This is a genomic window from Mesorhizobium erdmanii USDA 3471 (assembly GCF_000472705.1).
Taxonomy (GTDB): domain Bacteria; phylum Pseudomonadota; class Alphaproteobacteria; order Rhizobiales; family Rhizobiaceae; genus Mesorhizobium; species Mesorhizobium erdmanii.
On the sequence record NZ_AXAE01000023.1, the window covers coordinates 2,501 to 26,630 of the forward strand.

Sequence of the window (24,130 nt, forward strand, 5' to 3'; positions counted from 1 at the left end):
GGTTTGCCTAACCGCGCCCTCGAACCGATCTCGAGAAGCTGGTCTTTTTGTGCCAATGACATCGAAGCAGGTCCCGCACAGGATCTGGTTCAGGCGACAATCCTTTGGATTGCGCGGACGCTAACTCCGTAAGGGTTTGGCTGAAGCGACAATTCCTTCGGAATTGCGCGGGTGGGCATTGGCAATGAGAACGATCAAGTGTCTTAAGGGCAATTGGTGGATGCCTTGGCATGCACAGGCGATGAAGGACGTGATACGCTGCGATAAGCTACGGGGAGGTGCGAATACCCTTTGATCCGTAGATTTCCGAATGGGGAAACCCACCTAAGGTGCTTGGAAAATCAGAGTAGCAGGGTGACTTGCTGCTGTGGTTTCCAAGTATCTGATATAGGTAACTTATCCTGAATACATAGGGGTAAAGTGGCGAACGCGGGGAACTGAAACATCTAAGTACCCGTAGGAAAGGACATCAACCGAGACTCCGGAAGTAGTGGCGAGCGAACCCGGACCAGGCCAGTGGCGATTGAGAGACAAGCGGAACCTTCTGGAAAGTAGGGCCATAGTGGGTGACAGCCCCGTACGCGTAATGCAATCAATCGTCCTCGAGTAAGGCGGGACACGTGAAATCCTGTCTGAAATTGGGGGGACCACCCTCCAAGCCTAAGTACTCGTGCATGACCGATAGCGAACTAGTACCGTGAGGGAAAGGTGAAAAGCACCCCGACAAGGGGAGTGAAAGAGTACCTGAAACCGATTGCCTACAAACAGTGGGAGCCCGCAAGGGTGACCACGTACCTTTTGTATAATGGGTCAGCGACTTAGTGTGACGAGCAAGCTTAAACCGCTAGGTGTAGGCGCAGCGAAAGCGAGTCTGAACAGGGCGTTCAGTTCGTCGCATTAGACCCGAAACCGAGTGATCTAGCCATGAGCAGGTTGAAGGTAAGGTAACACTTACTGGAGGACCGAACCCATAACTGTTGCAATAGTTCGGGATGACTTGTGGCTAGGGGTGAAAGGCCAATCAAACTCGGAAATAGCTGGTTCTCCGCGAAATCTATTTAGGTAGAGCGTCGACCGAATACCCCAGGGGGTAGAGCACTGGATGGGCTAGGGGTCCTCACCGGATTACCAAACCTAACCAAACTCCGAATACCTGGGAGTACTAGTCGGCAGACACACGGCGGGTGCTAACGTCCGTCGTGAAAAGGGAAACAACCCTGACCTACAGCTAAGGTCCCCAAGTTATGGCTAAGTGGGAAAGGATGTGAGGATCCCAAAACAACCAGGATGTTGGCTTAGAAGCAGCCATCATTTAAAGAAAGCGTAACAGCTCACTGGTCTAAATAAGGGTCTTTGCGCCGAAAATGTAACGGGGCTAAAGCCATACACCGAAGCTTAGGGTTCGTGAGCAATCACGAGCGGTAGCGGAGCGTTCTGTAAGCTGATGAAGCCATACCCGTGAGGGGTGGTGGAGGTATCAGAAGTGCGAATGCTGACATGAGTAACGTAAGGGGAGTGAGAGACTCCCCCGCCGAAAGACCAAGGGTTCCTGCTTAAAGCTAATCTGAGCAGGGTTAGCCGGCCCCTAAGACGAGGCGGAAACGCGTAGTCGATGGGAACCACGTTAATATTCGTGGGCTTGGAGGTAGTGACGGATCATTGAGGTAGTCCAATCTTATCGGATTGAACGGGCTGCTGCGTGGTTCCAGGAAATAGCTCCTCCTTATAAACCGTACCCGAAACCGACACTGGTGGTCTGGTAGAGTATACCAAGGCGCTTGAGAGAACTATGCTGAAGGAACTCGGCAAATTGCACGCGTAACTTCGGAAGAAGCGTGACCCTTTTCTGCGCAAGCAGAGGAGGGTGGCACAGACCAGGGGGTAGCGACTGTTTATCAAAAACACAGGGCTCTGCGAAGTCGCAAGACGACGTATAGGGTCTGACGCCTGCCCGGTGCTGGAAGGTTAAGAGGAGGGGTGCAAGCTCTGAATCGAAGCCCCAGTAAACGGCGGCCGTAACTATAACGGTCCTAAGGTAGCGAAATTCCTTGTCGGGTAAGTTCCGACCTGCACGAATGGCGTAACGACTTCCCCGCTGTCTCCAGCATAGACTCAGTGAAATTGAATTCCCCGTGAAGATGCGGGGTTCCTGCGGTTAGACGGAAAGACCCCGTGCACCTTTACTATAGCTTTACATTGGCATTCGTAGTGGCATGTGTAGGATAGGTGGTAGGCTTTGAAACCTGGGCGCCAGCTCAGGTGGAGCCACCCTTGAAATACCACCCTTATTACTATGGATGTCTAACCGCGGCCCGTTATCCGGGTCCGGGACAATGTATGGTGGGTAGTTTGACTGGGGCGGTCGCCTCCTAAAGAGTAACGGAGGCGCGCGATGGTGGGCTCAGAACGGTCGGAAATCGTTCGCTGAGTGCAATGGCATAAGCCTGCCTGACTGCGAGACTGACAAGTCGAGCAGAGACGAAAGTCGGTCATAGTGATCCGGTGGTCCCGCGTGGAAGGGCCATCGCTCAACGGATAAAAGGTACGCCGGGGATAACAGGCTGATGACCCCCAAGAGTCCATATCGACGGGGTTGTTTGGCACCTCGATGTCGACTCATCGCATCCTGGGGCTGGAGCAGGTCCCAAGGGTATGGCTGTTCGCCATTTAAAGCGGTACGTGAGTTGGGTTCAGAACGTCGTGAGACAGTTCGGTCCCTATCTGCCGTGGGTGTAGGAATATTGAAAGGATCTGTCCCTAGTACGAGAGGACCGGGATGGACGGATCTCTGGTGGACCTGTTGTGGCGCCAGCCGCATAGCAGGGTAGCTATATCCGGACGGGATAACCGCTGAAGGCATCTAAGCGGGAAACCCACCTTAAAACGAGTATTCCCTGAGAACCGTGGAAGACGACCACGTTGATAGGCCGGGTGTGGAAGAGCGGCAACGCTTGAAGCTTACCGGTACTAATAGTTCGATCGGCTTGATCGTTCTCATTCCTTATGCCCATTTGACGAAGTCAAATGGTCTTGCCAGCGCTCACGCATGAGCGGCCCTGACGGGCCAAAGCTTAAGCGAGGGCGCCGGAAAACCGGCGACGCGCAGTCGCGCTTGCGGGCTTACGCCCGAAAGCCAACTGTAGATGTCGCCTTGGCACGGAAAGACGGGCAAACAGCACAGCCGATAGTGAGCAGCATCTCTGCTCACTATTGCCTACTGCCTAATCCCTAACCCAGCTTCTCGAACAACGTGCGTTTTGCCGACCTGGTGGTTATGGCGGAGCGGCTGCACCCGATCCCATTCCGAACTCGGCCGTGAAACGCTCCAGCGCTGATGGTACTTCGTCTCAAGACGCGGGAGAGTAGGTCGCTGCCAGGTCTGCCAAACGCACGTTTTATGTGTCACATCGTACTTTCCAAAATCGAAGCCGATTTTTGGGTCGATGTGATGAAATCTTCTCTGTACGACAAGGCCCGCCAAGGGATCTCGGGCCGCGCAAGCGGCCCTTTCATTTGGTGAGCAATATACCTATCTGTAGGCCATCCTGTCCAAGGTCTCGGCTTACGTCCAAAGCAAGCAAACGCTTGCTCAGATCAGCAAGCAAACGCTTGCCTAGGGGTATCGCAGTCGCCTTCGGCGATCGCGGGTAACGCGGGGTGGAGCAGCCCGGTAGCTCGTCAGGCTCATAACCTGAAGGTCACAGGTTCAAATCCTGTCCCCGCAACCAAATCAAAAACAGCCCGCCTGGATCATACCAGGCGGGCCGTTTTGCTTTTCCACACCGAAGACGTGTCGATTTCGCCAAAGTGCGGCGAATGGGACGCGACGGTTCAACTGGGCTGAATGGCAACCGTGCTGACTTGTCCATTCGCGACCCTTCGGAGGCCGACGTCAAGCTCCGGTATCTGCTGGCAATCCTTGAGGCAGGCAAGGATCTGGCAATTGTATGTGCGGGCGATAAGGTGGGCCGTTGACGCTCTTCGAGCAACCCGACTGCACATTGCTTGACACTGTTGGTGCGTCGAGCCCGGTGGCCGAGGCTGCGGGCTTCTTTCTTGCCGCCTGATCGCTTCAGGCGCTTCGGCGCCCGGTGATGGAACTCTCCCTTGGTAAGGGAGAGCGCTACCACTGCATGGCGCCGATTTTCTTCGCAGCACCACGGGTTACTCATTTGCCACTATTGTGATTGGTGTAAGCGCTTGCGCGCTTAGTCTCGTGTTAGAACCCACGATGCGATGTCTCAATCATATTGCGAGGTCGGCTCGAGGCCGCCCGGAGCGGCAGGATAGCCAGCTGGCCTGCTGCCGGTTTTTGTCGGCCAATCCAGGTGTGGTCCAAAGAGATTTGATCCAACTCAAGGCGCTTCCGCATGTCCGGCGCTTAGATGCCTGCCTGCTGAGACGGCTCGCGTGGGAGGAAATCGATGAGCTATAGAGATATTCTGGTCTTTCTCGACGGTTCCACGGACAACAGGGCGCGGATGGAATTTGCCTTCTCTCTAGCACGAGCCCATGGCGCGAGACTGACGGGTGTTGACGTCAATGCGGCTGCCGCCTTTGAGGGAGAATGGGCCGAGCGCGCCAAATCGCTTTCAGAAACGTTCCATGCCGGCGCCGAGGACTCTGGCGTGCCAGTTCGTTTCAAGATTGCTGATCGGGATGCGGTGGGATGGAAGAACTTCTACGCGCATTATGCGGATTTGCTGATCGCAACACAGCCAAACCCCGAGGCTTCTGGCAAGGTTCTCCCCGGAGTGCCGGAGCAGGTCCTGATGTCGGCGGGAGTACCGATGATAGTGCTGCCGCAAAGCTGGAAGCCGGGGCCCATCGGCCGGCAGGTCGTAATCGCGTGGTCGCCCAGCGCTCAGGCTACGCGCGTCGTGCACGACGCCATGCCGATCCTTGCCCTTGCGCAGAAAGTGACGGCTTTTGCGTTCGATCCACTGGCCGACCAGGAGGATGCGGACGTCGAGATGCTCCGCGCGCATCTGCAGGCCCATGGGATTAAGATTGCCATCGACAAGTGGTCCAACACCGGCGACCTAGCGCCGATCGAGGCGCTGTTTGCCTCTCGTGCATTGGAAGAGGCAGATCTTATCGTGGCCGGGGCATACAGTCATTCTCGGTTCCGCGAAGCCCTATTTGGCGGGATGACGAAATCCCTGATGCAGCAATTCTCGTTGCCGGTGCTGGTGTCGCACTGAACGTCGGGCCTATGGCCACATGATCGCGCCAGCATTCTATCGGGGAACAGTCCTCGCGAGCCGGATCTTGGCATAATAACAATCGGGAAAAATCGGCCTGTTCGTGGCGATCGAATGCGACGTCGACGATGAATATTGCATTGTTCGACCAGGGAGGGTGGCTTGAGGGACGGTGCCGAGTTCGAGTTGCGTTGCTTAATGCAAAGACATCACCAAGAACCGCCGTTCGGAGGCTAATTGCTGCCCTCGCAGCCACCCGATGCGGTGCGCGCGCTTACCGTGGACTTGTCGGTGGACAGCCCTGCCGGGCCGACGACCGCTACATGGTCTTCTGCGAAGCCTACGCAAAGGCGAGCTTGAAGAAGTTCCTCAGGTTACCGCCCTGGCCGGCAGCGCGACTTCGCCGAGGGAAGGCCACAGCGCCACTGCCGTTATCGCGTCATCTAACACTGCTGAGAGCAACGGGCGATGTCATGGCCTTGCCAGACTTTGATCAGGGTCAAGGCGATGCAACTCGATCCGGGTTTTCCTGCTTGGCAAAAGGCGCACGCTAGCTCCCGTGGAGAAACACATGATCCTCAATAATCACACTCTTGTCGCGGTTACCGATGGCGAGAGCCTGCGGCTCTTCCACACCAAGGGACACGAACTGAAACTCGATCTTTTGGAAGTCGAAGGTCCAGTCCTTCAAATCGCGCATGCCGGATCCGGCGGCAGGCATCGAAGTTCAACCGCCAATCCGGACCAGTCGCGGTTGGATGAAGACGATTTTGCCGCATCGATTGCGAGGTATCTCAATCGTGAGGCCCACAATGAAGCATGGCAGCATGTACTGGTGATCGCCGATCCACGCACGCTTGGTGAAATGCGCAAGCACTACCAGCCGTCTTTGAGTGCGAAACTGGTGGGCGAAATAGGCAAGGATTACGTCAAGCATTCGGTGGAGGCGATCAAGGTCGCTGTTTCGACCGCCTAAAAGGTCGGTCTGTTTCCACAGGTGGCTCATTGTCATGAGCATGGCGTCATCACGCATGGCGAGCCGCTTTTACGGAATATCTTGGATCCTTTGGCTACCACGTTGTTGATTTGGCGCAAAGCATCCGAAGCGATTCGCCCTAACACTTAAAGAAATGTTTTCGGACGGGCCGCGATGCTGCAAACCAACACCCAATTCAATCCCGTTACCGCGCCGGGATCGGCGCGGCGAACATTTCTCGACTTCCTGTCGGCCAACAGATGGCTTGTCGGTGGACTTCTGATTGTCGTCGCCGTGGCAGCGTGGGGTCTCGCGCGCTGGCTCATCGGCCCCGAGGTTGCTGTCTATCCCGTTATACGAGGCGATCTGGTGAGGACGGTTGTGGCCAGTGGCCATGTCGAGACGCCGTTCCGCGTCAATATTGGCAGCCAGATCACCGGAACGGTCCAGGATGTGTTGGTGGGCGAAGGGCAGAGTGTTAGGCAGGGACTGCCGTTGATCGCGCTTGAACCCGGCGAGCTCAAGGCAACGGTGGTGGTCGCCGAGGGCGCGGTGGCGCAGGCCGAGGCGAGGGTGCGCCAGATGCGTGAACTTACGCTGCCGGCGGCGCAAGAGGCGCTCAAGCAGTCCCAGGCAACGCTAACTGATGCGCAAGCCACTTATCAGCGCGCGGAAGATCTGTTCAAATCTGGTTTCGGGACCAAGGAAACGTTGGACGGGGCCACCAAGGATCTCGACGTCGCGCACACGCAGGTGCGCACCGCCGAACTGCAGGTTTATACGTCTCAGCCTGGCGGGAGCGACTATGTGATGGCCGAGACCGAGCTCAATCAGGCCAAAGCAAATCTCGCCACTGCCCGGGCGCGGCTAGGTTACGCCACCATCACGTCGCCGCGCGACGGTGTCCTGATCACTCGCAACGTCGAGCGCGGCGCCGTCGTCCAGCCGGGAGGGGCGCTCCTTGTGTTGGCGCCGGCCGGTGACATCCAGCTCGTACTGCAGATCGACGAAAAGAACCTGGGACTTCTCGCTCTGGGCCAAAGCGCTCAGGCATCGGCCGATGCATATCCGGACCGACGCTTCGACGCCAAGGTGACGTATATAAATCCATCGGTCGACATCGCGCGGGCTTCGGTCGAGGTCAAGCTTACCGTCGCGAACCCGCCGGCCTATCTGCGGCAAGACATGACCGTATCGGTTGATATCGCGGTCGACCGTCGCCCATCGACGCTTATTGTTCCGGCGCGCGTCGTCCACGATCCCACCTCGGCCTCGCCTTGGGTGCTTGTCGTGCGCGATGGTCGAGCGCGCCAGCAGGCGGTGCAAATCGGGCTGCGTGCCAGCGACCAGGTCGAGATCTTGAGCGGCCTCGGTCGGGGCGACCTCGTGGTGCCAATCGCGGCGGGTGTTCGTGCTGGCCAGCGCGTTCGACCGGTGAATTCATGAGGCGCTGGCTGACATTCGCCTGGATCGCCGCGCTCCGTTTCTTGGGCGAGGGGCGCATGCAGACCGGGTTCATCCTGGGCGGCATAGCGATCGGGGTGGCTGTGATTGTCTTCATGTCGGCGATGCTGACGAGTGTGCAGACCAATTTCACCAACCGAGTGCTTACTTCGCAGCCACAGATCGAACTTCAGCCCCCCGATGAAGTAGCGCGCCCGCTGCGGCAGGAGGAGGGGGTGATAGAGGCGGCCATCGTCCAGCGCCCTACGCAGCGCGTACTCTCTGTCGACCAATGGCAGACGATCCTGACCCGGATGCGGGCCCGGTCCGACATTGTCGTCGCGACGCCTTCCGTCTCCGGCTCGGCGCTGGCGGTGCGCGGCGATGCCAGCCGCAGCATCGGCGTCGTTGGTATAGAGCCGGATGACTATTTTCGGATCGTGCGCCTGCCGGACTACATCATCGCCGGCGAGCCCAGCCTGGGGACCGACGACATTCTCGTCGGTATCGATCTCGCCAATGATCTTGGCGCTACTGTAGGCGACAAGCTGAACGTCACAACAGGAACCGGAGGCAGCCGCATCCTCACCATCCGGGGAATTTTCGACCTTGGCAGCAAAGGGGCCAACGAGCGCAATACCTATGTCCAACTGCGTACGGCGCAAAGCCTGCTCAACCTGATCGGGGGCGTCACAGGCATCGACCTGACGGTCAACGATGTCTACGCGGCTGAGACCATCGCCCAGGACATTGGCGCGGTCCTGCCGGTGAAAGCCCAGAGCTGGATCATGACCAATGCGCAGTTCTTCACCGCGATCTGGGCTCAGACCCTTTCCAGCCTTCTCATTCGCATCTTCGTCGGCCTCTCCGTCGCCTTTGGCATTGCAGCCGTCCTGGTCGTTTCCGTGCTTCAGCGCTCCAAGGACATCGGCATCCTGAGAGCCATGGGCAGCTCCCGTGGCAAGATATTGCGGGTCTTTCTCATCCAGGGCGGCATTCTGGGCTTTCTGGGGTCGCTGGCCGGAAGCGCGCTGGGTGGAGTGGCCTTGCTTATCTGGCATCTCTACGCGCGTCAGGCCAATGGGGCGGAGCTCTTTCCAATGATTGTCGAACCCAGCCTGTTCGTGACGTCAGCTCTGCTGGCGACGCTCACGGGCGTGCTCGCGGGAATGGTCCCGGCGCTGCGGGCCGCGAGACTCGACCCGGTGGAGGCGATCCGTGGCTGACCTCCTCGTCCTCGACGGGATCCGCAAATCCTACAATGTTGGCACCCCGATCGAGACCGAGGTGCTGCACGGCATTGACCTGGCCATGAAGGCAGGTGAATTCGTGGCGCTGATGGGGCCATCAGGCTGCGGCAAGAGCACGCTCCTCAACATCATCGGACTGCTGGACCGTCCAACATCGGGCCGACTGCTGATTCAAGGCGAAGACACGACGTCGCTGCCGGAATCGGCGCTGACCAGCCTGCGCGGACACGCGATCGGGTTCGTGTTCCAGTATCATCACCTCATCTCTGCATTCACCGCCCGCGAGAATGTCATCATGCCGATGCTCGTCGACCGCGGCCGGCCGGATGGTGAGATGGAAAGGCGCGCCGACGAACTGCTGGATCGGGTCGGCCTCATCAAATGGCGCGACACCCGCGCTCTGAACATGTCAGGCGGCCAACAGCAGCGTATCGCCGTGGCCCGCGCCCTGGCGATGAACCCATTCCTGGTGCTGGCGGACGAGCCGACTGGAAACCTCGACACTGCTTCCGCCCAGGGAGTGTTCGAATTGATGCGACGCTTCAACCTGGAGCGAGGCACCACCTTCCTGATCGTAACCCACAACCACGATCTCGCCGCACAATGCGACCGCATCATCGAGTTGGTCGACGGCCGGCTCACCGGCGACCGGCGCAATTCGGCCATTCGCAACGCCGCCGAGTCCGGTTGATCTTCCGTTTGGCTGCCGCCATGGAGGGCACGTCCGTCACGTCCGTTTAGTTCCGTTGTCCATTCTTCTGCTCAGACCGTTCCAAGAAGGGCTGACCAAGGTGGACGGACTGGGGCGCCAAGGCGCCATAGGTCGAGAAAGGCTCCGCCGGCGAAGCCTCGGCGCCCGTAGGCACAGGACCATCCGGGAATTGCTGCGCGTCCATTTCCTGCGTCCACACAGCCAGGGCACTTTGCCGGGTCGCTTCAGCAATTATACAGTAGCCCCTGGGATCGAGAATCGAAAGCACGGCATGATCGTCATTGCGCGCCAGGCGGAAGGCGCGGTCGATCACCTCCAGGCAAGCGGTCAGGTGGCGCGCATCGGGCAGACGCGTGTTGCGCAGCATGTCGGAAAGCCGGAAGGCCTCGAGCCCCTGATCGTGGATCGTTGTCCCCTTACGAGCGAATTCGAAGAAGACGCTGACGACGGGCAGCATGCTCCTGATCGAGGCGTAGATCGCCGCTGCCTCCTGCGGACTGCAAGCAACGAGATGCGGCGCGTCCGGCGGCACCGGTTTAGTTGCAGGACCAAATCCCAGAGAATGCGCGATCTCGGTTTCCAGCCATTGCCGAACTTCCGGCGGTGCGGTTCGAATCTGCTCGGGACTCAAGGTGATGCCGACCATTTTAGCGTCTCCCATTGATTGCTCGCAGCATCAAAGCAGCTCGGAAGCGCAATGGCCTTGATCCGCATCAACCGTCTCGGCAGGCTCAGCCAATGCAACGACCGCTTGCTGGCAAATTTTCACACAAGAGAAAAATGTGACCGCCTGAAGACGAGAGACTGACCGGTGATCAGAGGAACGCTCAAAACCGGGCCATCCTTTCCACTACCCTGGACTGGTTGTCCACGGACGCAGGGATGCGCCTTCAGGATATCCCTCCAGATCGTTGGAAAGTCCGTTCCCTTGGTCCTTTCGGCGTTGCATGTGTCGACAAGCCTCGCAACAGCGTTTTTCATTAAGTGCAATTATCCTGAATGCTTCATCGCGGTTATATGACTGAATATGACGGGAAACATTTGATCTCGATCAATGCATCGAAAATCGTCACTCAAAACGGCACCCACCAGTTTCCTTCCTTGTGGTGACGACGCTTCACGGCGGTCTACGCGACCCGGTGAGCAATCTCCTCGCGCTCTCCCGGTCTAGCTGGGAAACAACATCATGATCGACGCTCCGGCCATCACCGCCGTTGCAATCCAGCCAAGAATGATGATTGGCCGGCCGGAAGTGAAAGGCCCCATCACGGTTCGGCTTGAAGCCAGCATTATGACGACCACCATGAGCGGCACCGCGACAACGCCATTGATGACGGCGCTCCAGAACAAGGCCTTCATCGGGCTGATGGGGAGATACTGGATGATTAGCGCCACCAGGATGCTTACGGCGATGATGCCGTAGAAGCCGCGCGCGTCGTTGGCTTTCAGCTCGAGGCCCTCTTGCCATCCCATCGTTTCCGCCAGCGCGTATGCCGCCGAGCCCGCCAGCACCGGCACGCCGATCAATCCCACGCCCAGTATGCCGGCCGCAAAAAGCACGAAGGCGAAATCGCCTGCCAGTGGCCGCAGTGCGCTGGCCGCTTGTGCCGCGGTCTCAATGTTGGTGACACCCTCGACGTGGAGCGTTACGGCGGTTGCCAATATGATGAAATAGGATGTCAGGTCCGAGTAGAACATGCCGCTCCATGTGTCCCAGCGCAGCCGGCGCAGTTCGCGATCGGATTGCGTCGCCTCCTCGAGGAGAGAAGGGACGCCTTTCATGTCCTCGACCTCTTCGGACGCCTGCCAGAAGAAGAGATAGGGGCTGATCGTCGTGCCGAATATGGCCACCGCCATCGTGGCCGTATCGGAGTTCAGTGGTAGCTTGGGCCAGACGGTGCGAAGTGCCACCTCGCTCCAAGGCACGTGAACCATGAAAAGCACGGCGGCGTAGGCGAGAAGCGATAGCGTCAGCCATTTGAGGAAGCTGACATAGCGATGGTACGGAACGAACACCTGCAGGATCAGGGTAGCGAGAGTGAAGCCCACTGTGGCCAGATGCCTGTTAACACTGGTGACAAGTTCCGCGACCTCGCCCATGGCCGCTATGTCGGCGGCAATGTTCAGCGTGTTGGCCGCCAGCAGCAATACAACCACGACCCTGAGTACGACCGGCGGGAAGAACGCCTTTATGTTGGCGGCAAGTCCCTTGCCTGTAACGCGGCCGATGCGGCCGCACATCGACTGGAGCGCCGCCATCAGCGGAAAGCAAAGGGGCATCGTCCAGAGCATGTTGAGGCCGAACTGAGCGCCTGCCTGCGAGTAGGTCGCAATTCCGCTCGGATCGTCGTCGGCAACGCCGGTGATCAGACCCGGACCGACGCGCGCGAGAGGATGCTCTTTCAGCCGGCTGATCAAACCTGGCCGGCTGGTGGAGAGGGTGCCCCCCTTGGTGTTTTCTTCGATAACGTTCATTGCAGCGGATCGTGAGGACAGGGTTATCGGGCGTTACATGGTCAGGCGTGGATAAATACGCGCAGCAATCACGATCATCACCGCTGCGATGGCTGCGAGCATGATGAAGTCGGCCGCGAGCCCGTACCTGCTGGTGTTGCCAACAAGCATGAGCGCGCGCAGCGCATCGACCTCGTAGGTGAGCGGGTTTGCGAGGGAAACGACCTTCAACCAGCGCGGCATGATGTCGATGGGATATATCGCGTTGCTGGCGAAGAAGATCGGCATGGTCAGCACCTGGCCGATGCCCATGAAGCGCTCGCGAGTCCTGACGATGCAGGCGATGATAAGCGAGAATGTCGAAAACAATCCCGAGCCGAGCGCGATCATCCCGATGGCGGCCGCAAGGTGAATGGGATCGAGGTCAACCGAGATGCCCAGCAGGAGGGCGAGCAGGTAAACCATGGCGGCTTGCGAGAGCCTGCGCACGGCGGAGGATACCGCCTTGCCGATGACGAGCGCGCTGCGCGGCGCCGGGCTCACCATGTAGCGATGGAGCACCCCAAGGTCTCGTTCCCAGATGGCGGCGATGCCGTAGAAAATCGCGGCAAACAGTACGCTCTGCGCAAGGATACCCGGTGCGAGGAAGTCCAGATAACGGCCGTTATCCGTGGTAAGGCCACGCACTTGAGCCATCACCTCGCCAAACAACACCAGCCATATCGCTGGCTGGATGGCACGAGTAAGGAGTTCGCTTGGGTCGTGTCGAAGCTTCCTCACCTCCGCATCCGCCACGGCGTAGGCTTGCGTGGCGAAGCCCATCAGGGAGTCGATCGGGTCAGCCATTGACGGCGCTCCTGCGGGTTTGGCGGATATCGCGGTAGTCCCCGGACGCATCGGCTTCCTTGCCGGCAACCGCGGCAAAGACGTCATCGAGGGTTGCCTTGGGTCCGATCGATGCCTTCAGTTCGGCGGGCGTGCCACTTTCAACCAGCTTGCCGCGATGAAGAATGCCGACCTTGTCGCAGAGCGCGTCCACTTCCTGCATGACATGCGTGGTCAACAGGATGGTGGTGCCAAGGCGGGCGCGCAGGTCGCGCACGTGATCCCATACCATGTCACGGGCCACCGGGTCGAGCCCAACCGTAGGCTCGTCCATGACAAGAAGGCGAGGTCGGTGCAACGTGCTCTGTGCAATCTCAAGTCGCCGCAGCATCCCACCTGAATAATGCTGCGCGAGACGATCCGCGGCTTCCGTGAGCCCGGTCATCTCGAGTGCCTCCTTGATCCGCGCTGCCTGCTCCAAGCGAGGTATCAGGTAGAGGCGAGCCGACAGCAGAAGGTTTTCATATCCGGTGAGCGCGCCGTCTGCGGACACAAGCTGCGGCACGTATCCGATGGCGGCGCGCACGTCCCTGGATTGCCGCCTCAGATCGAAGCCAGCAATGAAGGCGTCGCCGCTGGTTGGCGGCAGCAGCGTCGTCAGCATCTTGATGAGCGTCGACTTGCCCGCGCCGTTCGGTCCGATCAATCCGAATATCTCGCCGGCGCCGACCCGAAGGTCTACCTGGTCCACTGCCGGCCGGTCACCGAAGGACTTCGACAACCGTTTGGTTTCGATCAGGAAATTGGGCTTTGGTAGCGGAGAAGTGTCCATCGGTCCTCGGCGTTCAGTCCAGGACCTTGTAGGCGCAACAAATGCGAGACTCCTTGATTTCGCTCAAAGCCTAGAGATCGCGGCGCCGATAGGCTGCGCTAAAATCTCGGCGATGAAAGGTTCCGTCATGACCCCTTCGGCATCCGATCTCCGAGGGGTTGTTCCCCATCTGAGGGCATTCGCCATTTGCTTGGTGGACGACCAGAATATTGCGGACGCGCTGATCGAGATCGTGCTTCTCGGCACCTGCAAGGGCAATCCCCGCGTCGCCGGGTACGATACCCGAATGCGGCTGTTCAATCTCATGCACCGGGAGTTTCATGGTTATGAGAGCACCAGAGCTCTAGCTCGTCTTTCAAGGCGCCCGGCGCCGCAACCCTCGCCAATCTGCGGTCTGGACAGCACCGCTGCCAGGTCGCTCCTGCGCGCACTTTGTCCTGCCGATCGTGAAGCCATCGTCCTTTTGGATGCCTGCGGCTTCTCGGAAGGCAATGCCGCGGCAATTTGCGAATGCGATCCCTTGGCCATTCGCGAACGAGCAAGGAACGCATCAGAAAAGCTCTCCCAAGCGCTGCACGCGAAACGATCGGCCGACAAGCGGGCCCTTCACCTTTGGCAAGCCGGTTGAGACTGCCGGACGATACCCTGGAGACTACTATGGACAGGAAGCACAGTTTCAACGTCGGCTACTTCATCCTTGCCCTGGTCCTGGTTGGAATGTTCCAGCTCTGGCTCGGTTGGCGGGACGTCGCGCAACTCTCCTATAGCGACGTCATGCGGCTGGTCGGCGAAGGCAAGGTGGCCTCGGTCACCCTGACCGAGACGACCATCCAGGGTCAATTCAAGGAACCACAGGAGGGCAAGGGTCTTTTCGTCGCCGCACGCGTTGACCCGGCCTCAGCCGAAGCCTTCGAGAAGGCCGGCGTGACGGTGTCGGGCGGCACCGACAGCAACTGGCTGACCACCATCCTTTCATGGATCCTGCCGGCGCTGCTTTTCTTCGGGCTCTGGATGTTTCTGTTCCGCGGCTTCGCCGAGCGGCAAGGCATGGGAGGACTGATCAACATCGGCAAGTCCAAGGCCAAGGTTTACCTTGAAAGGCAGACCGGCGTGACTTTCGACGATGTCGCCGGCGTCGACGAGGCCAAGCTCGAGCTGCAGGAGATCGTCTCCTTCCTGAAGGACAAGGACAAATATGGGCGCCTTGGCGCGCGCATTCCCAAGGGCACTCTCCTGGTCGGGCCACCCGGCACCGGCAAGACGCTGATGGCGCGCGCGGTGGCGGGCGAGGCGGGCGTGCCCTTCTTCTCGATCTCCGGTTCCGAGTTCGTCGAGATGTTCGTCGGTGTGGGTGCAGCGCGCGTCCGGGATCTCTTCGAGCAGGCTAGACAGGCCGCGCCATGCATCATCTTCATCGACGAGCTGGACGCGCTCGGTCGAGCGCGCAGCCCCTTCGCGGGCTATGGCGGCGCGGACGAGAAGGAGCAGACGCTGAACCAGCTCCTGTCGGAGTTGGACGGCTTCGATCCTCGCGTCGGCATTGTGCTTCTTGCCGCCACCAACCGTCCGGAAATTCTCGATCCGGCGCTCACCCGCGCCGGGCGGTTCGATCGGCAGGTGGTGATCGACAGGCCCGACCGGAAGGGACGCGAGGCCATTCTCAAGGTCCATGTCCGCAGCGTCGCGATGGCGCCGGGCTTGAATGTCGATGAAGTGGCGGCAATCACGCCGGGGTTCACAGGCGCCGATCTTGCCAATCTGGTCAACGAAGCAGCGATCTTCGCCACTCGGCGCAATGCCGACAAGGTGACGATGGATGATTTCACGAACGCCGTGGAGCGCATCGTGGCTGGTTCCGAACGCAAGAGCAGGCTGCTCAATCCGGGAGAACGTGAGAGAGTCGCGTACCATGAGATGGGGCATGCGCTTGCCGCGGCCGCGCTTCTCAAGACAGACCCCGTGCACAAGGTGTCAATCATCCCGCGCTCGATCGGCGCGCTCGGCTACACCATGCAGCGTCCGACCGACGATCGCTTTCTGATCACCGAAAGTGAGCTGAAGGAGCGGATGGTCGCGCTGCTGGCGGGCAGGGCAGCGGAGGATATCATCTATGGTGAGGTTTCGACCGGCGCGGCCGATGATCTCGCCAAGGCCACGGATGTGGCGCGCCAGAGCGTTACACGCTTCGGCATGAGTTCCGCCGTGGGGCAGGCGGTGCTTGAGGAACAAAAGCAGCAATGGCTGGGAGACGGGTCGCTGCGCCAGCGCGACTATTCCGAGGCCACCGCGCGGGAGGTCGATGTTGCGGTGCGCCAGATGCTGGACGAAGCCTTTGCCGCGGCGCAGGAATTGCTCAGGTCACGGTTGGGTGATCTCAAAGCGGGGGCCAGCCTGCTGCTCGAACGCGAAACCATCACACCTGACGATTTCCAGCCTTTGCGCCGCGCGCCATCCATTGCTCCCCCGATCAGGAAGGTCGCGGCAGAGCCTGCGTGACTCGAAACAAACGTAGCCCGCTAACAGCGTCCCCAACGAAATCTGATCGGTATTTGACCAAGATCAACGTCACCGCATCACCGACGGGCCAGACTCGCGACGTTGCAAGAAGTATCCCGGAACAGTGAGGTGGAAAAATGAGTGACAGCACCCTCAAGCAAGACATCATCGATGAACTGGACTTCGAGCCTAGCATCGATGCCGCCGACATCGGTGTGGCAGTGGACAACGGCGTCGTGACGCTGACGGGCCACGTCCCGACCTATGCCCAAAAGGTCAAGGTCGAAGACGTGGTGCGAAACGTCAAGGGCGTCAAGGCCATCGCGCAGGAGATGGAAGTGCGTCCATTCGGCTCCAATAAGACCGCCGATGACGAGATCGCCAAGCGCGCCGTCAACACCATCGCCTGGAACACATCGATCCCCAACGGCGCTGTGCAGATCCGCGTGCAGGATGGTTGGGTAAAGCTCACCGGCAAGGTCGAATGGCAATATCAGAAGACCGCGGCGGAGGACGCCGTGCGTCACCTCGCCGGCGTTATCACCGTAACCAACCAGATCGAGATCAAGCCGCGGCCTTCGACGTACGACATCAAACAGCGTATCGAGAGTGCCCTGAAGCGCAATGCCGAAATTGAGGCGCAAGCGATCAAGGTCAACGTCCTCGACAATGGTGCGGTGAGGCTCGAGGGCCGGGTAAGCGCCTGGTCGGAACGCAGCGCCGCGGAGCGGGCCGCATGGTCGGCAGCGGGCGTGAAAACCGTTGAAGACCGGATCACCATCGGTTGACAACCAAATGACGGGAGAGCGCGTGCCACCCGTCGCTTCAAGGTGTCGGTGCTTATAGCACTGGCACCTTTTTCAGTCTGGACAGCACCATTATTCCGATAAACCGGGATCCTCGGAATTGGCCGATATGTTTGGACCGGCCCAATAGCCGTCTATGGGCGGTACACTAGGCCGGCAGCCGCGGAGGCCAAAAATCTACGCCGCCGCAGGAGCTCAAAAGGCAGGTGCCGGCATTGGCCTCGCCACTTTCCAGGTTGCGACCGAAGCTCGGTGATCGGCCTCAGCCCTTATCGAATTGACTCGTAGCCATCTCGTTTCGGGCGTATGCTATTCCAACCATCCGTGCCGAAAGCATTAGCAAGCCGACGCTTGAAAGTGGCTCATGCTTCACCCCGAAACGGCAGGCAGACATATAATGCGCGCTGACGGACGGTAGTTCGCCATTCTTGCGATCCTTCGATGACCGGCGCGCGAAGCATAAGAATGGGGGCGGGATGGCGCGACAGCATAGGATCAAGGCTCGTGCGCTGCCCCGGAATGATCGGTCCTGCCAATGTCTCGAGTGATCTTGAACGAGCCCAAATAGTACCCGGCCCTGCCGGCGGAGGACCAAGTAATGCCTACGCGCTATAACAAGTTCGTGCATGAAGAGAATGTCCGCCGTTTCGAGAAGCGCTTGGAGACGGAGACGGACCACGGCCAGCGGACGCTCTTGAGAGAGCTCCTTGCCGAAGAGTGGAAGCAGTTACGCCACCCGCTGGAAGCACCTGATGACGAGGCAGGCAAGCCTGGGCAAACTGGATAAGACTGCTCTCTGCCCGAGCCGGCCGGATCGCGAATTTTGATTGCTTGGCCCAGGGCTATTTCAGGCAAAGCCGGGCCAACTCGCCCGGTTGCACGGATGAGCCGTGCCGATCGGGTGACTTCAGATTCGCGGGCGTCAGTTTGACATCAGCCGATTGAGCCAGACCTCATCCAGCAGCGACCGGGTAACTCCGCCGAACGCCCATTCCCTCAACCGGCTATGCCCGTAAGCTCCCGACACAATCAGCTCGGCATTCACCGAGGCAAAGAAATCGACAAGACGATTTCGTTCATCATCGTCCGCCTTGATGATTTCGGTGCGTGCCTTGATTCCGTGCCCGGCCAGGAAACTCGCGACATCACTGACACCGTCCCTGATCCAATCGTCCGGGTCGCGATCGATCGCCACAATGATGACCTCGTGAGCCATGACCATCAGCGGCACGGCGTCCGCCACCGCACGTCTCGCCTCACGTGTGTCCTTCCAGGCCACCACAATCCTGCGGGCGGGCAAATGCGCCGCGCCATGGGCCGCGACGAGAACCGGCCGGCCGGCGCGCAGCACCAGCGACCCCGGGTCAACCGTGCGGTAGGAATCACCCGTCAAGACACCCTGCGAAGCGCTCATCACAACCAGATCGGCCGCGCGAGCGATTCTGGCCAGCGCCCGATCCGGATTTTCGATTGCCCCATGCCACCCTGTCTTTACCGTGCCTGCCACAAGGCTATCGAACTCGCTGTTCCGATCTTTTAGCCGTTGGCGGATTTCATCCCGCGCCTGTTCCCAAATCTCAGCAGCGATCGCCGCGCCCTCAGGCGCCATCGTTACCGGCAGTGGAGCGTCCGCCGCGCAGAATCCGATCAGACGGGCGTCAAAACGCTTGGCAAGATCGATCCCGAGCCGCGTCAACGGTTCGATCGGATCATCGATATTCAGGTTCAGCAGAATTGATTTGTAGCTCATAGTAAGCGCTCCCATTGGTTCTCGATCAGTGACCCTATTACCGCAGGCAGAGCTCGCCTTGATGCCGATCAAAATCGCGTCCGTCGACACTCAGGGCATGCTGGACTCCAGGTGGATCACTTCGCCGTCGACCACGAAAGCACCGTTGCCGATGTGATGGAGTGTTTTCGGCTTCGGCTGTCCTGGATCGACCCAGGCTTTGAGGACCTCCAGCACGAAAAGATTGTATTTGTTGACCAGACGCGTATCGACGACGCGGCATTCGAGATTGGCGAAACACTCGGCAATCAGCGGCGCCGATACCCGCTCCGCGGGAAGGGGCGTCAACCATGCCGTTGCGAACTTGTCGGTGTCCCGGCCAGAGCAGTTGCCGACCTTGACCACCTTGTCCGCAAGGCCGACCGCGGGGATTGCGATCACGCACTCCTTCGACTGACGCAAGGCGAAAAACGAAAGGTCATTGCTCGATACGATGCACGCTATCGTTGGCGGCGTGAATGCCACCATCATGTGCCAGGTCATGGTCATGACATTCGAGCGCCCTTGCCTGGATCGCGTCGAGAGCAGAACGACTGGACCAGGCTCGATGAGTCGATAGACATCGGCAAGCGGCAGTTCCTTCATAGCCATTCCTTCCTTCGCATCTCGACAAGGACTGTTGTCGTCGCCTTCTCGCCGGCAATGCTGTTCTTCGCCTTGATCAGGGTCAAAGCTGGGAATGCGGGCCCGGCGATTGCGCGAACCGGATCGCAATCCGCCTGGATTGACCTGGATCAATGTCCGCTTCAAAGCGCCCTGCGATCTTCAAACAGATCAACAAGGGGCGTCTTAATGTCCGCTCAAGACCTTCTTCTGTTGGGAGCCGTGCTCTGCCTCGTCTTCATAGCCGGCGCCGCGATCTATTTCGATCTGGCTACGTTCAGGAGAAGCAAACACCTCTCGGCAAGCCAAGGCTTTGGGCACGTTTCACCCTCGCGCCAACCGCACAAAGGCATTGAAGCGAAGAGCAAGAAGGAAAGACATCAATGATCTGGTATCCAGAAGACGTTCGTGCACCGGAATTGCCGCCTTTCGCCAATACCAGCAAAAAATTGATACGAGCGACCGCCGCGATGCAAGCGCATTCGATGCGTGCGCTGCTGCGCTACCAGATCGAAGGCGTATCGTTTCTCAAGCGGCGGTTCGAGGATGACCTGAAGCTGATCGAGAAACTGACAGAGGGTGAGTTCGTCGACGCCTTCGACGTGTTCGCAAACTTCGTCCAGAATGCCACGTCCGACTATGCCAAAGAGGCGGGCAAGTTCGCTTCCATAGGCGCCAAGCTCGCTTCGGAGACGGCCGGCCAGGTGCGCCAAGAGGCCGAAACCACGATGGACGATATGGCTGCGGCAACGCTTGCAACCTAAAATGTTACGATCAAGAAAGAGCGGGCGGAAATCGGCCGCTGATGGGCCTTCGGCCTCAGGTGTTCCCAAGGCGGGCCATGAGAGGATGCGGCGAAAGTCTGACCAGGATGCCGTCGGGGGCGCGTTAGTCCTCGCCGAGACACCCCGGCCGGACAATGAAGCCGTGGGCATCTATCGAGATGTCGACCGGCTGTCGCATGCGTTGTTGGCCACTGCAACCGCGGGCATTTCACCTATCAGCCTGATGCAGGCTTGGCAGGATTGGATGCTGCATCTTGCCCTGTCACCTGGTAAGCAAGGCGAGGTCTATGCCAAAGCCATCGAAAAGACGGCAAGGCTGAATGACTTCCTTTTCCGCTGCACACTCGGAATGGGCACTGCGGCCCCAACCATTGCGCCGTTGGCCCAAGATAGAAGGTTCCAGCACCAGACCTGGCAGGTTTTTCCGTTCAATGCCATGCAGCAAGCCTTCCTGCTGTCCCAACAATGGTGGCACAACGCGACCGTAGGCCTTCCGGGAGTCGCCAGGAAGCATGAGCGGCTGGTCGAGTTCTACAGCCGCCAGATTCTCGACATGGCCGCGCCGTCGAATTTCCCTCCGCTCAATCCGGAGGTGATCGAGAAGACCATTACGGAAAAAGGCGCCAATTTCGTCAACGGCGCCAACAACCTGATTGATGACCTGCTTCGCCTGGCCGACGACAGGCCGCCGGTTGGTGCGGAAAACTTCCGGCCGGGTATCGAGGTCGCCGCCACACCGGGCGAAGTGATCTTCCAGAATGAACTGATGGAGTTGATCCGCTATGCGCCAATGACGGACACGGTGATGGAAGAGCCGATCCTCATCGTTCCCGCCTGGATCATGAAGTACTACATTCTCGATCTGTCGCCGCGGAATTCGCTGATCCGCTACCTGGTCCAGAGAGGGTTCACGGTCTTCTGCATCTCCTGGCGCAATCCGGGTGCCGACCAGAGCGGGTTGTCCCTGGACGACTACCGTCACCTCGGTGTCATGGCGGCCATGGATGTGGTCGGAAAAGCGACTGGGAGCCGTCGTATCCATGGAGCGGGCTACTGCCTGGGTGGGACGCTGCTGTCGATTGCCGCGTCGGCGATGGCCCGTGACGGCGATCGGCGGCTCGCCAGCTTGTCGCTTTTCGCAGCGCAGGTCGACTTCGAAGAACCGGGCGAACTCGGGCTTTTCATGGACGAGAGCCAGATCACGCTGCTCGAGGACATGATGTGGGTCGAGGGCACCCTCGACCAGCGCCGCATGGCCGGCGCTTTCCAGATGCTTCGATCTCAGGACCTGATCTGGTCGCGCATCGTGCGTGAATATCTGCTCGGCGAGCGCGCTCCGATGACCGACCTCATGGCGTGGAACGCCGACTCCACCCGCATGCCGTTCCGCATGCAGTCGCAATACTTGCGGCAGCTTTATCTGAACAATGACCTTGTCGAGGGACGCCTTTGCGTCGAGGGCAGGCCTGTTCATCTGGAAGACATTCGAGCGCCGGTGTTTGCCGTCGGGACAGAGACTGACCACGTCGCGCCATGGCGCTCGGTATTCAAGCTGACTTATCTCATCGACGCGGACATGGACTTCGTCCTGACCAGCGGCGGACACAATGCGGGCATCGTCTCTGAGCCCGGCCATCCGCGCCGTTCCTATCGGCGGCTCAGTTGTCACCACGACGATGTCCGTCCGGACGCGGATGAATGGGCGAGCAACGCGGCCCGAATATATGGCTCCTGGTGGCCGGCCTGGGTTGAATGGCTAACGCGCCATTCCAACGCTGGGATTGCCGCCGACCGGGTCGGCACTCCAGGCGAACTGAAGACGATTTGTGCGGCGCCCGGAACATATGTCCTCGAGCGATAACCTTGCTCTCAGCCGTTTGAGCCAAATCAAGGTTCGGTGACCGCTGGCACGGTATCGATAGACATGAAAAGGCGAACTGGTGGGCATCACGTGGCATCGGTGAGATAAAACATGCGCTTGTTTGCCTTGAGAGAAACCGGTCGGCTGGGTGGCGATGTCGCGCGGATCCTGGGAGTTGAACTCGAACCCCATGAGGAGCGCGATTTCGAGGACGGCGAGCACAAGGCCAGACCTCTCGTTAGCGTGCGTGGCGAAGATGTGTACGTCATTCAAAGCCTTGCAGGCGAAGCCGGCGCCTCCCCCAACGACAAGCTGCTCAAGCTTCTCTTCTACGTCGCCACATGTCGGGAGAACGGCGCGGCGCGCGTTACGGCGATCACGCCCTATTTTGCCTATGCGCGCAAGGAGCGGCAAACCAAAGCGCGCGACCCCGTCTCGACGCGTTATGTGGCGCAGTTGTTCGAAGCTGTCGGAACCGACTGCCTGGTCACCCTCGATGTCCACAACTTCGCGGCGTTTCAAAACGCCTTCCGTTGCCGAACGGTTCATCTCGATGCGGGAGCTCTCTTTCTGACCGCGCTTCGCGAACTGGCCGGTGCCGAGCCCATTGTGATGTTCTCTCCCGACGGGGGCGGCGTGAAGCGTGCGCAACTCTTGAAGGAGAGATGCGAGGCGGCGATGAGCAACGAGGTGGGGTTCGGTTTCATGGAGAAGCGCCGGAGCCGTGGCGTCGTCTCAGGCGACCTGTTCGCCGGCGAGGTGAACGGAAAAGTCGTCTTCCTCGTCGACGACATGATCAGCACCGGCGGCACGATGATCCGCGCTGCTCACGCCTGCCGGGAGCGCGGGGCAAAGGAAGTCCACGCCATAGCCACGCACGGCCTGTTCAGCAGAGGCGCGGAAGCTTTGTTCACCGACACCGCCATCGGGCGCGTTGTGGCTACCGACAGCGTGGGGTCGCCATCGAAGACGACATCCGGTCACGAAGCAAAGTTGCAGATACTTTCGATCGCGCCACTGATTGCCGAGGCGATCAAGCGCCTGCACGTAAACGGTTCGATTTCCGAATTGGCAGGCATGGAGCGGTGAGTTCTCTCTTCGCCCCGGCTATATAGGCGAGCGCCAGCGCTGGCCACCTTTTGGGATCCCGGACAACGCTATCGAGAAGGTGCGCTACGCAAAGCCGCGCTCGCAGCAACATTCGAAATGAACCGTAGAAAGCCAGGACTTCGTCGTCTGGGCGGGCGCCAAGGTGCGTCTCCAGCGTGTCGAGAAGTACGGTTCGGACCCAGCCTGCTCCCAGCATCGCGCATTCGAGACCCAGATAATTGATTTCGTCATAAGGATCGACGATGCGCATGGTGCGGTCGAATTCGAGGCAGTCAATGACCTGCATCGGTGTGCCGACATACACGTGCTCGGACCGGAGGTCACCGTGCCCCTCGACGATGCGGCCTTCCTCGATCCTCGCCTTGATCCTCGTGGCCAGTTCCTCAAACCGGGGGTCGGCTATGTCAAGTATGGGCAAGGCAGCATCTGCGACGCCGAGCGCAGGCTGCCCGAGAATGGCTCGATTGACAGCCTGTTCCTTGGCGAGGTTCTTCAGGTAGAGACCACCGTCTTCGATCTGTGGCGGACAACCCGAATAGAAGCTGGCCATCAGCTCGCCGAGCTTCTGAATGTCGCTCCTGGTCACGAGTCCATTGCGCAGTCTCGCGTCAAGCAGGTCGGCTTCGGGAAGGCGCTTCATCTTGACCAACCAGTCGACGACCCGGCCTTCTCCCGCGAGATTGAGATGTCCGCTCAGGTCACATCGTAGCGGAATAACGGAACGATAAGTGTCGGCGGCAAGCCTTTTGTTAAGCCGCAATTCCTCCTCGCAGAAGAAGCGCCGCCGAGCAAGCGCGCGGAAGTCGAGGAAGGGATATCGGACCGGTTTCTTGAGCTTATAGACGCGGTCATCAGTGAGGAAGACCCATGACATGTGGGTTTCCCGAGCCTCGACGGAAAATGCCGGGCGAGGATACGACCTCACATCGCTCAGGAAGCGCACCTTTGCCGCCAGGTCGATCATCTGACATTACCTCTGGATGC

19 protein-coding genes, 1 tRNA gene and 2 rRNA genes are annotated in these 24,130 nt (G+C 59.5%); 15 read left to right on the forward strand and 7 right to left on the reverse strand.

Annotated elements, in window-relative coordinates:
- The first annotated feature begins 192 nt into the window (after window positions 1-192).
- The 8 genes from A3AU_RS0119125 (at window position 193) to A3AU_RS0119165 (ending at window position 9,564) form a co-directional block, all read left to right on the forward strand.
- Window positions 193-2,992, forward strand: a 23S ribosomal RNA gene (locus tag A3AU_RS0119125).
- A 272-nt stretch (window positions 2,993-3,264) separates the two neighbouring features.
- Window positions 3,265-3,379, forward strand: a 5S ribosomal RNA gene (gene rrf / locus A3AU_RS0119130).
- A gap of 272 nt (window positions 3,380-3,651) precedes the next feature.
- A tRNA-Met gene (locus tag A3AU_RS0119135) sits at window positions 3,652-3,728 on the forward strand.
- A 696-nt stretch (window positions 3,729-4,424) separates the two neighbouring features.
- The gene (locus A3AU_RS0119145) at window positions 4,425-5,204 is read left to right on the forward strand and encodes a universal stress protein (RefSeq protein ID WP_027054294.1); all 780 of its coding nucleotides are present in this window, start codon (window positions 4,425-4,427) and stop codon (window positions 5,202-5,204) included.
- 571 nt (window positions 5,205-5,775) lie between these two features.
- On the forward strand, window positions 5,776-6,180 hold the full coding sequence (locus A3AU_RS0119150; RefSeq protein ID WP_027054295.1) for a baeRF12 domain-containing protein: 405 nt from the start codon (window positions 5,776-5,778) through the stop codon (window positions 6,178-6,180).
- A 174-nt stretch (window positions 6,181-6,354) separates the two neighbouring features.
- Window positions 6,355-7,626: an efflux RND transporter periplasmic adaptor subunit gene (locus A3AU_RS0119155; RefSeq protein ID WP_027054296.1), complete on the forward strand. Its 1,272-nt coding sequence runs from the start codon at window positions 6,355-6,357 to the stop codon at window positions 7,624-7,626.
- Window positions 7,623-8,849 (forward strand): ABC transporter permease, encoded by a 1,227-nt coding sequence (locus A3AU_RS0119160; protein WP_027054297.1) that lies wholly within the window; start codon window positions 7,623-7,625, stop codon window positions 8,847-8,849. Before A3AU_RS0119155 ends, A3AU_RS0119160 begins: the two co-directional genes overlap by 4 nt.
- Entirely contained in the window at window positions 8,842-9,564 is a 723-nt protein-coding gene (locus tag A3AU_RS0119165; RefSeq protein ID WP_027054298.1) for an ABC transporter ATP-binding protein, read from the forward strand. The genes A3AU_RS0119160 and A3AU_RS0119165 overlap by 8 nt, the downstream gene beginning before the upstream one ends.
- 46 nt (window positions 9,565-9,610) lie before the next feature.
- Here A3AU_RS0119165 and A3AU_RS01000000135670 read toward each other — a convergent pair whose 3' ends face one another.
- The 4 genes from A3AU_RS01000000135670 to A3AU_RS0119185 all read right to left on the reverse strand — a co-directional run bounded on the left by A3AU_RS01000000135670 (window position 9,611) and on the right by A3AU_RS0119185 (window position 13,645).
- Window positions 9,611-10,231, reverse strand: coding sequence for a hypothetical protein (locus A3AU_RS01000000135670; RefSeq protein ID WP_154674615.1), 621 nt, complete (start codon window positions 10,229-10,231; stop codon window positions 9,611-9,613).
- A gap of 521 nt (window positions 10,232-10,752) precedes the next feature.
- The gene (locus A3AU_RS0119175; RefSeq protein WP_051355404.1) at window positions 10,753-12,060 is read right to left on the reverse strand and encodes an NRAMP family divalent metal transporter; all 1,308 of its coding nucleotides are present in this window, start codon (window positions 12,058-12,060) and stop codon (window positions 10,753-10,755) included.
- 33 nt (window positions 12,061-12,093) lie between these two features.
- Window positions 12,094-12,885, reverse strand: a complete 792-nt coding sequence (locus A3AU_RS0119180; protein WP_209444660.1) for an ABC transporter permease — start codon at window positions 12,883-12,885, stop codon at window positions 12,094-12,096.
- A complete protein-coding gene (locus A3AU_RS0119185; RefSeq protein ID WP_209444661.1) occupies window positions 12,878-13,645 on the reverse strand; it encodes an ABC transporter ATP-binding protein in 768 nt (255 codons plus the stop codon). Before A3AU_RS0119185 ends, A3AU_RS0119180 begins: the two co-directional genes overlap by 8 nt.
- 178 nt (window positions 13,646-13,823) lie before the next feature.
- On the opposite strand from A3AU_RS0119185, the gene A3AU_RS0119190 reads away from it, so the two are divergent.
- The 4 genes from A3AU_RS0119190 (at window position 13,824) to A3AU_RS1000000139905 (ending at window position 17,785) form a co-directional block, all read left to right on the forward strand.
- On the forward strand, window positions 13,824-14,324 hold the full coding sequence (locus A3AU_RS0119190) for a hypothetical protein (RefSeq protein ID WP_209444662.1): 501 nt from the start codon (window positions 13,824-13,826) through the stop codon (window positions 14,322-14,324).
- 29 nt (window positions 14,325-14,353) lie between these two features.
- Window positions 14,354-16,192 carry an ATP-dependent zinc metalloprotease FtsH gene (ftsH, locus tag A3AU_RS01000000135675; protein WP_032917696.1) on the forward strand — a complete coding sequence of 613 codons (1,839 nt, stop codon included), beginning with the start codon at window positions 14,354-14,356 and terminating at the stop codon, window positions 16,190-16,192.
- Between the two features lie 137 nt (window positions 16,193-16,329).
- Window positions 16,330-16,980: a BON domain-containing protein gene (locus tag A3AU_RS0119200; RefSeq protein ID WP_027054303.1), complete on the forward strand. Its 651-nt coding sequence runs from the start codon at window positions 16,330-16,332 to the stop codon at window positions 16,978-16,980.
- Window positions 16,981-17,596: 616 nt separating this feature from the next.
- Entirely contained in the window at window positions 17,597-17,785 is a 189-nt protein-coding gene (locus A3AU_RS1000000139905; RefSeq protein WP_032917698.1) for a hypothetical protein, read from the forward strand.
- 135 nt (window positions 17,786-17,920) lie between these two features.
- Here A3AU_RS1000000139905 and A3AU_RS0119210 read toward each other — a convergent pair whose 3' ends face one another.
- On the reverse strand, window positions 17,921-18,748 hold the full coding sequence (locus A3AU_RS0119210; RefSeq protein WP_027054304.1) for a universal stress protein: 828 nt from the start codon (window positions 18,746-18,748) through the stop codon (window positions 17,921-17,923).
- A gap of 90 nt (window positions 18,749-18,838) precedes the next feature.
- Window positions 18,839-19,372, reverse strand: a complete 534-nt coding sequence (locus A3AU_RS0119215; RefSeq protein WP_027054305.1) for a flavin reductase family protein — start codon at window positions 19,370-19,372, stop codon at window positions 18,839-18,841.
- 437 nt (window positions 19,373-19,809) lie between these two features.
- On the opposite strand from A3AU_RS0119215, the gene A3AU_RS0119230 reads away from it, so the two are divergent.
- From A3AU_RS0119230 to A3AU_RS0119240, 3 genes are all read left to right on the forward strand, one after another.
- Window positions 19,810-20,154: a hypothetical protein gene (locus A3AU_RS0119230; RefSeq protein WP_032917720.1), complete on the forward strand. Its 345-nt coding sequence runs from the start codon at window positions 19,810-19,812 to the stop codon at window positions 20,152-20,154.
- Between the two features lie 163 nt (window positions 20,155-20,317).
- Window positions 20,318-22,036, forward strand: a complete 1,719-nt coding sequence (locus tag A3AU_RS01000000135685) for a PHA/PHB synthase family protein (RefSeq protein ID WP_245235520.1) — start codon at window positions 20,318-20,320, stop codon at window positions 22,034-22,036.
- Between the two features lie 111 nt (window positions 22,037-22,147).
- Complete coding sequence (locus A3AU_RS0119240) at window positions 22,148-23,125, forward strand: ribose-phosphate diphosphokinase (protein ID WP_027054308.1); 978 nt, start codon at window positions 22,148-22,150, stop codon at window positions 23,123-23,125.
- Here the strand turns inward: A3AU_RS0119240 and A3AU_RS01000000135690 are convergent.
- Window positions 23,070-24,110 carry a hypothetical protein gene (locus tag A3AU_RS01000000135690; RefSeq protein WP_051355407.1) on the reverse strand — a complete coding sequence of 347 codons (1,041 nt, stop codon included), beginning with the start codon at window positions 24,108-24,110 and terminating at the stop codon, window positions 23,070-23,072. The genes A3AU_RS0119240 and A3AU_RS01000000135690 overlap by 56 nt on opposite strands.
- Window positions 24,111-24,130: the final 20 nt, after the last annotated feature.